Raw genomic sequence first — 8,124 nt, 5'->3', positions numbered from 1 at the left:
TCGTCGAATGTCCTGCGTTTGTTGGTCATGAAAAACTCCTCGATAGATGCATTTTCCACTTATCGAGGTGTCCGGGGAAATTAGACCACTACAATATTTACAGACTCGACAACCCGAACAACACCGCCTGATGGGCGACGTTGTTCGTCAAGTTCGGCGGCATGAATGCATCACGGATGGCTCGATTGCGTGAGTTTGAAGAGGAAAGCTGTCGTCTCAAGAAGATGTACGCCGAGGAACGCCTCAAAGCCGAAACCTTCAGGAGGCGATGGCCAAAAATGGTGAAGACATCTCGACGACGGGAGATGGCGCTGCAAGCGGTTTGTTCAGGTCGGGTCAACATCAAATGAGCGTGTAATGCCGTTGGTGTCCGCGTGCCTGTTATTGCTACCAGTCACATTTGTCGTCTGAGAATGCACATAGCTCTGATTCGTCTGCCCCACAACCCGCCTAACTGGGGGGGGCTTGCGGTTCGTAAGCGCGTGGGGATTACAGGTTGCGTAACGGCATCCAACTATGTGGCAAGAGCTGCGCGATCTCGCTCGACCGTTGCGTTGGCAGCCGCGTAAACACGTCCTTCAAATAGGCGTACGGATCATGGCCGTTGAGCTTGGCCGATTGGATCAGACTCATCAATGCCGCCGCACGTTGGCCGCTGCGCACCGATCCGGCGTAGAGCCAATTTTTTCGTCCCAGCGCCCAAGGTCTGATTTGCTGCTCTGCGTGGTTGATGTCGATGGGGACCGCTCCGTCATCGAAGTAGCGAGACAGTGCCGCGCAACGCTTCAGGCTGTAGTCGAAGGCCTTGGCGATAGCCACCCCGTCGTGCACGCGTTCGCGCTGGACGATCATTCAGGCATGCCAATGCATCCATTACCGGTACGGCTTTTTCTTGCCGTATTCGGCGGCGCAAATCTGGCTCCAGGTCGTGGACGTCTTGCTCTATTTCGTAGAGCAGCTGGATGTAGCGCAAGGCTTGTTCAGTCAGTTGGCTTTTGTTGGTGGCGTGTAGGTCGAAAAACTTGCGTCGGGCGTGAGCCATGCAGCCGACTTCGGTCACACCGAGCGAAAACGAGGCTTTATAACCACCGAAATCGTTACATACCAACTTGCCCTTCCAGTCTTGCAAGAAGCGCCGAGCATTTTCGCCCGCGCGGCTGGGGCTGAAGTCGTACACAACCGCTTTGATGTCGGCAAACGCGCTGGTGGCGTAAGCCCAGACATAGGCACGATGGGTTTTCTTCGCCCCTGGCATGAGCACCGGCACCGGGGTTTCGTCCGCGTGCACCATGTCATGCTCAAGTATTGCCTCGGGCAGGGCATCGACCAGCGGTTGCAACGGCACTCCGCAGGTACCGACCCACTGCGCCCGGGTTGAGCGAGGAATGGCCAAGCCGGCCCGGCCAAAGATCATTTCCTGACGATACAGCGGCAAATGATCACCGTACTTGGCGACCATTCTGGGCCAGCATGCCGGCGGTCGGGATGCCTTTGTCGATGATCTGTGCCGGTACCGGTGCTTGGATCAAGGTCTCGCATTGATCACAAACCCACTTGCCACGGATATGACGTTCGACGCTGAACATGCCCGGTGTGTAGTCGAGTTTTTCGCTGACATCCTTGACGATGCGCTTGAGGGCGCAGCCGCAGGTGCACTGCGTATTATCCGGTTCGTGGTGGATCAGCGTGCGCGGGAACTGCGCCGGTAACGCGCTACGCTTAGGCTTCTGCTTGGTCTCGGTCGACACGGGAGTGGCTTGCAGCGCCTCCAGCTCGGCCTCGATGTCAGCATCGATGAGGTCATCCAGCAGGCTGGTCTGATCCGGGCTGATTAACTGTTCGCTGCGCTTGGCAAACTTGTGCCGTTTGAGGATGGCGATCTCATGAGCGAGTGCTCGTTGACCGTTTCGAGACGGTGGATCTTCTGACCCATCGAGTTGACCTGGGACAGCAACTGCATGGCCTGTTCGGCCAAGGCGCGCAGCTGTTCCGGTGTCATCTGGTCGAGACTGGGCAAGGAAGTCATGCCGTTATTGTGCCAGAGCAGGCATTCAGCGGCGATAAACTGAAGGCTAATGGCAGGTGCTAGAGCACTGTGATCGAGCCGCTCGCGCCGACCCGCTGCCAAGGCAAACCGAGTACCAATACTTGTTGCTCGTTATCGAGTTCGACTTCCGATCCGTGGCGGATGCCGGGCCAGTGAAATTTGCCTTGGTTTCGTCGTCGCGCTGCAAGCCAAATACCCACTCCGTCATGAACCAGGACTTTCATTCGGTTAGCGCGGCGATTGGCAAAGAGATAAGCACAGTGCGGCTTCGCCGCACCGAATACAGCGATCCTCTGGCCAACGCGGTCTCGGTGCCGGCGCGCATATCCATGGGCTCGGTGGCAAGCCAGATGGCGTCGATGCGGATCACTGGGCAGGCTCGCGGATAAAACGGGCGCACCCATCAGGATCTGAGGATGGCCACTTCACGGTGAGTTTCTGCGGCCCAAAAGGAATCTCGATGCTGACGGACATTTGCTGAAGGGGCTGAATTCGGGACTCTAGTTTCATCGGAACGAAAGCGGGCAACGCTGGCGCCTGACGATCACGATAAGCAGGTATCCACTTTCGACGAGGTTGGCGTTAATGCCGTGGCGCAAGGCTACGCTGGCCATCGACACGCCAGGTCGTCCAGGCATTCCTGGAAGACCTGGGCTTTGAAGGGTTTGGGATAAGAGGTTCGTTGGCGCATGGTAATCCTGACAATAAGGGTGATGGTGTCCACGTATTTTGATCTGACCCCGGAAAGTTGGACATCAACATCGGGGGATGTCATGAAGAAGTACACAGAGCAGACGAAATTGTCGGTTGTTGAAGATTACTGCTCGGGGAGCGCACCACAGAGAGGTCGCGCATCGTCATGGGGTCGATGCTTCATCGCTTCGAAAGTGGATCGCGGCCTATCAGGCGCTTGGTGCCGCAGGTCTCAAAAGCAAGAGAAAGAAGAACTACCGCCCTGAATTCAAACTGAGTGTATTGCAGCGCATGCGGGCGGAAGATCTGTCCTATCGCCAAGTCGCCTCACTGTTTGATATCCGGAGATCCGACATCATTGGCGAATGGGAGCGACGGTATGATGACGGCGGTTTGGATGCCTTGTCCCGGCAGCCAGGAAGCGGATTTCACGTAAAAATGACAAAACCAATCCCGTCCATTCAGCTTGAATCTTCGGACGACGAAGCTCGTACACGTGATGATTTGCTGGCCGAATTGAACCAGTTACGGATGGAAAATGCTTATTTAAAAAAGCTCGATGCCTTGGTTCAAGCGAAGGAACGAGCAGCGCAGTGGAAATAGCGCTAATCGTGATTGAACTGAGGCAACAGCACTCTCTGGAAGGCCTTCTGAAACTGGCGGGCTTGGCCCGTAGCACGTTTTACTCTCAACAAAAGGTGCAGCAAGCCGTTGATAAATACGCGGTACTGAAGACCAGAATTTGCTCAATTTTACGACGAGCACAAGGGCCGATATGGCTATCGCCGTATCACTACTGCCGTTCGGCGAGCGGGCCACCTCGTGAACCACAAGACTGTTCAGCCCCTCATGGGTGAGCTTCAGTTGAAAAGCCGCGTGCGGATAAAGAAATACCGCGCCTATAGAGGCGAAGAGGGGCAGGTAGCGCCGAACCTGCTGAAGCGGAAGTTCGATGCCAAACGACCGAATCAGAAATGGGTAACCGATGTGACGGAGTTTCGGGTCTGCGGGCAGAAGCTTTACCTCTCACTAATACTTGACCTCTACAACGGCGAAATCATCGCCTTCAAGACCGCCAGGCGCCCGCTGTTCGACATGGTCGGTGCGATGCTACGACAAGCTTTTGAGCGGCTGCGGCCGCACGATAAACCAATCTTTACCGGCGCGAGCTGAACGATCACGCAGTAAAGCCGAGCATGTCCCGCAAAGGAAATTGCTATGACAATGCGGCTATGGAAAGCTTTTTTGGTACGTTGAAATTCGAGTTCTTTTACCTGAACAAATTCAACAATCTCGATCGCTTGAAGCGGGGCTTGGGGAATACATACACTACTACAATCATTCGCGAATCAGGCTGAAACTAAACGGCCTGAGCCCTGTGGAATACAGGACTCAAGCAGGGCGGGCATAGAAGGCGTCCAACATTTCGGGGTCAGATCATTTTAAGTGGACACCATCGCCCTTATAGCTGAGATAGGGTAGGTGACTTCGCCGGACGCTTACGTCGTAAGGACCAATGAAAATGCAGCAGTTGCTGTCTCATAACTGGCAGCCGGTTTAATCACGCAAGATATGGTGCCCGAATGCATGCATGGGAAGTAATAAAAGCTGCTTGTTTACAAACAGCTTTAAAAGATAAAGTTATTTTTATGCTAATCGCTATACAACGTCTTTGCAGGAATGAATACACCTAGATTGCGCGTCTGAGCGACCGATCCATACCCCAAAAATGGTGAAGTCCACGTTGAGTTGAGTCCAGGATCATAGATCGCGCATCTCGAGCCATTCTGGTATGACCAGCAACTGTCTGTAGCATTATTCGCAGCTCGAGTGAATTGAGTGGAGACATCATAGTCGGCCCCAGCCGCAAAGCTTGTAGCCACACGGCCAAAGCGATTCCATAGTGTTGGTCTTGCCGCAATCCTGTAAGAGGCAATATTGTATGTGCCAAAACCAGATGGTTTTAACGATGACTCAAACATCCAATTGTCGCCAGTGAAGTCAAGCACATATGTACCACCACTGCTGGGAAGCTCAACGTAACAAGTGCTGTAGTACAGGATTTCCGATGAGCCCTGTGGGGTCACACCGTTGCAAAAGAGGATTCTTGTTGGCGTTCCAGTAAACGTTCCAGCCGAAGAGTCGTAGTTGCCTGTTTTTACATCGACATTCACTCCAGGGGGCACCTTGACGACTAACGTCCTTGTCACGGTTGGCGCATTAGTGTCTCCCGCACATACAGCCTGCGCCCGCGTCTTGCTGGAAGGGTATTTCAGATCAGTGTGAGCAATAAATGTTGAACTACCGCCATTCAGGAGGTCGGTGCATACAGCTTGCCTTGCAGACACTCCCCTCCATGGAAGTGGTTGCTCATTTCCAATAGGCGTATTGCGAAATATTGGCTCATTGAGGTACAAAACATAAGTGCGATCAAAGTTTAGCCGCCTTGCAGCTTCCGTAATTGGAAACCCTGTTGCATCATCGACAGCCATCCCATTTGCGCCTGAATCCCATTTTCCTAAGTCAGTAATTTGACCGTCCGAAAATGTACCAGGGATTGCTACGTTTGAATACACCACAAAATCAACGTCACTGATTTTTGTGAACTTGTATTTGATGAGATTTTGAATAAGACGGGATCGGGCACTTGAGTTTGATGCAAAGACATCGGTGCCCGCCTCAATATTCAGAAGCCATCCATCAATATGGAGTGTTCTCGCCAATGCGGCAAGCTTGTCTATTGTGGGGGCAGTTATCGTGCAGTCGTTGTCCCATGAGGCGCAACTATAGTCGGATCCGATTAATGAATCGGTCAAGTCGGAAAATGCATTGTCATTTGCAATAAAAACCGTGCCATAAATGGGTACGCCATTTGAGTGTGCCGCTCGAACCCAGTCCGGATGAGGGGCAACGACATGACTTCCTTTGTTGCTTTCGCCGCCAAATGCAATGAACTTTCGGAAAAAGGCCCAGCCACTAAAGTATACCGACGTGTCAACGCCTGATTCATATGGATTTATAGAACCAACGGTTCGGTCTATCAGTGTGTAGTCTCGGGTCGTTGTGGGACGGGTGCCACCTCCGGCCCATTCTGTTGTCATCGCAGGCTTCGTCCAAGCAGGTGCAGGCGTAACGTAATTTGCAGGGAGCGGGTTGTTCAAATCGAGAGATGAGAGAAGAGGGAAGCCTTTTTGATTATGTGTTGCGTTCAAAGCCCATACGTGGTTGCGTTTGATGTTGGCAGTGCCGGTTATTTCATCTTTTGACACGCATGTAATATCGACTGGGGGCATCCCTGCCGTGAGGGTGCCCTGCGCCCTGGATGCATCGACAGAGCATAACTCCTCTCTTGGTTGGCACCCTACGTAAATCCTATATTGACTCCCAACAGTAATATGTCGAAGGACATTTTTTGCGTTATGCCCTCCGTTGAAATTGCCGGTGGTCCGAACGGCGGAAGAATATGGATTTTGTGTAATGCATATTTCCTCTGGCCTAGAGCTTCCAAGAATGCGGATCGGAATACCGCCCCCCGCCACTTCCGGAGGCATTATTGCTCTCGATGACGTGGTCTGTTCTTGAGGTTGTATTCCTCCGTGGGTCGATATTTTATTCGGTTCAGGCTCGCCACCATACGCTGAAATCAGAGCCGATGCCAGAAACATCATAATCAAGTGAAGAAGTCTCATGATTTTCTCCGTCGTAGTAAAGGTTAGTTGTAAGCCGGATCAAGTCGTATGTTTCCCCTGTAGCCAAAAAGTTGTTGGCCAGGCGCGTATTCAATGACCACCTTGCCATACAATACATTCTTCTCAATGTCTGGGATTGGACAGGTTATACTGAGTGTGGCCGGTCTTGTGGTGGTTGTTGAACTCTGGTTGTTAACAATGCAATAGATAGGCTTTCTATTGTTGATGATGATTTTTGCATTCATCGTATACAAGTTTGTTGGTAGATAGACATTTGGTATTTCTATGGTTGTTTTGGTGTCTTGGGTTGCTGTATAGTTCTCTGTTGCGTTTGGTGAGAAGGTTGGGAGTTTATAAGCAACTTTATCGTATAGTCTTTTGCACCACTGATCGCCAGTATAACCAGTCGACTCGTAAAGTGTTTTATGCATTTCGCCACATATCAGCGGCTGGACCGTCGACTTCTGGGTGTTTGTTGGATTGCGATTTCCCCAGGCGCAGAATTTACCATCGCTGGAGAAACACATGATATCTCCAGTTGGTGAAATAGAGTAGAGAGTGTCCGCATCGGCAATCGTGCCATCATTCCATCGGGCGTAAAATTGCGCATATACTTGCGAGCACCAATGGTTGGACGTATAGCCGCTTACTCCATAGATACTGTTATGCATGGCGCCGCAAACCAGAGGGGTTATTGTTTGGGAAGCGCTTAATGAGGGCTGTCCCCATGCGCAACTTCTTCCGTCACTCGAAAGGCATGCGACGTTGCCGTCAGCGGTGATGGTCATTTGCGTTCCATTCCAGTCTCGCCACAAGTAACTTGTTGCATGCGCCCAAGAGCCCACCCCAAGCAATGCAAAAAAAATGACGACCAATCGTAGAAGGTTTTTCATGATAGACCTCGCACATGGTAAGGGATGGTCTGAAGCAGCCATGTGTTTCTGGCTGACTTCGGTCACCGCCGATTTTGAAGTGGCGAATCGATCCGAACCGCTTAGATCATTCACCCGTGCCTGACTTTTTATCCGGTGCGAGCACCTCGCGCCGGCTATTCTCCTGTTAAATGCGCCCCTCTCCTGCATTGCTCAGTAAGTGTCGGTGGACCATCTACAGATTAGACAGCATAAGCAGTGTCACCAGCTGTATTGTGTTGTTGGTCAGAGCACGCAAGTGCGTCTTCACATAACCGAACTGGCGCTTGATCACCCGTAACGGGTGCTCGACCTTGGCGCGCACCTGGGTTGCCATTAATTGTTCCATAACTAAAGAGTATTGTTGTATGCTCGGCTTTGTAGGCTTAGGTCATACACAATGAGCACAAAAGCATACTGCTAGCTCCTAGTCGTGCCAAAGCAGAAGCACCTGTATATGTACTGCGGATTTCTTGGGTGGAGCATGCTGTATAATTAAACTCTAATCACGATAATTCCAAACGTCAATGGCTCGCTACTTTTTCAGACAATTTGTCCCCCAAGATCATGTCGTACTGAGCAGGCTCCATGTGTGTCAGCTTTAAGTATGAATTCAGACTCCATATTGCAGACGTGCGGCCGAGTACGCATATAATTAGGAGTATTAATTATTTCTCGCACAACGGGGCTCGGCGGTCTCAAGGACCAAGTGCAACACCTGATGTAAGGTGTTGCCATGCCAACGAAGTACACACATCTCAGCACTGAGGAGCGGGTCGCCATC

5 protein-coding genes and 3 pseudogenes are annotated in these 8,124 nt (G+C 51.7%); 2 read left to right on the top strand and 6 right to left on the bottom strand.

Translation table 11 applies throughout. The features are described 5' to 3' along the window. Positions 1 to 140: 140 nt before the first annotated feature. On the top strand, positions 141 to 350 hold the full coding sequence (locus ACIOZM_RS30680) for a hypothetical protein (protein WP_401221211.1): 210 nt from the start codon (positions 141 to 143) through the stop codon (positions 348 to 350). Positions 351 to 489: 139 nt separating this feature from the next. Here ACIOZM_RS30680 and tnpC read toward each other — a convergent pair. The 3 genes and pseudogenes from tnpC to ACIOZM_RS30665 form a co-directional block, all read right to left on the bottom strand. Beyond that, positions 490 to 2,026 (bottom strand): annotated as a pseudogene (gene tnpC, locus ACIOZM_RS30675) (IS66 family transposase). Between the two features lie 59 nt (positions 2,027 to 2,085). Next, positions 2,086 to 2,271 carry an IS66 family insertion sequence element accessory protein TnpB gene (gene tnpB / locus ACIOZM_RS30670; RefSeq protein ID WP_401221208.1) on the bottom strand — a complete coding sequence of 62 codons (186 nt, stop codon included), beginning with the start codon at positions 2,269 to 2,271 and terminating at the stop codon, positions 2,086 to 2,088. After that, on the bottom strand, positions 2,268 to 2,417 hold the full coding sequence (locus tag ACIOZM_RS30665; protein WP_401221205.1) for a hypothetical protein: 150 nt from the start codon (positions 2,415 to 2,417) through the stop codon (positions 2,268 to 2,270). Before ACIOZM_RS30665 ends, tnpB begins: the two co-directional genes overlap by 4 nt. A 403-nt stretch (positions 2,418 to 2,820) precedes the next feature. Here ACIOZM_RS30665 and ACIOZM_RS30660 point away from each other — a divergent pair. Continuing rightward, positions 2,821 to 4,151, top strand: a pseudogene (locus tag ACIOZM_RS30660) (IS3 family transposase). A gap of 241 nt (positions 4,152 to 4,392) precedes the next feature. Here ACIOZM_RS30660 and ACIOZM_RS30655 read toward each other — a convergent pair. From ACIOZM_RS30655 to ACIOZM_RS30645, 3 genes and pseudogenes are all read right to left on the bottom strand, one after another. Then, positions 4,393 to 6,429, bottom strand: a complete 2,037-nt coding sequence (locus ACIOZM_RS30655) for a hypothetical protein (protein ID WP_401221202.1) — start codon at positions 6,427 to 6,429, stop codon at positions 4,393 to 4,395. 23 nt (positions 6,430 to 6,452) lie between these two features. Further along, positions 6,453 to 7,217 (bottom strand): hypothetical protein, encoded by a 765-nt coding sequence (locus ACIOZM_RS30650; RefSeq protein ID WP_401221199.1) that lies wholly within the window; start codon positions 7,215 to 7,217, stop codon positions 6,453 to 6,455. A 319-nt stretch (positions 7,218 to 7,536) separates the two neighbouring features. After that, positions 7,537 to 7,668 (bottom strand): annotated as a pseudogene (locus tag ACIOZM_RS30645) (transposase); the annotation flags it as partial. Between the last annotated feature and the right edge of the window lie 456 nt (positions 7,669 to 8,124).

The organism is Pseudomonas sp. NPDC087346 (assembly GCF_044744235.1).
Lineage (GTDB): Bacteria > Pseudomonadota > Gammaproteobacteria > Pseudomonadales > Pseudomonadaceae > Aquipseudomonas.
Note: the sequence above shows the minus strand (reverse complement) of the source record. Positions and strands in the feature narration are given on the sequence as shown.

Excerpts from the sequence above, each read along its gene's own strand:
- tnpB (WP_401221208.1), bottom strand. The coding sequence starts at position 2,271 with ATGAAAGTCCTGGTTCATGACGGAGTGGGTATTTGGCTTGCAGCGCGA.
- ACIOZM_RS30655 (WP_401221202.1), bottom strand. The coding sequence starts at position 6,429 with ATGAGACTTCTTCACTTGATTATGATGTTTCTGGCATCGGCTCTGATT.
- ACIOZM_RS30650 (WP_401221199.1), bottom strand. The coding sequence starts at position 7,217 with ATGACCATCACCGCTGACGGCAACGTCGCATGCCTTTCGAGTGACGGA.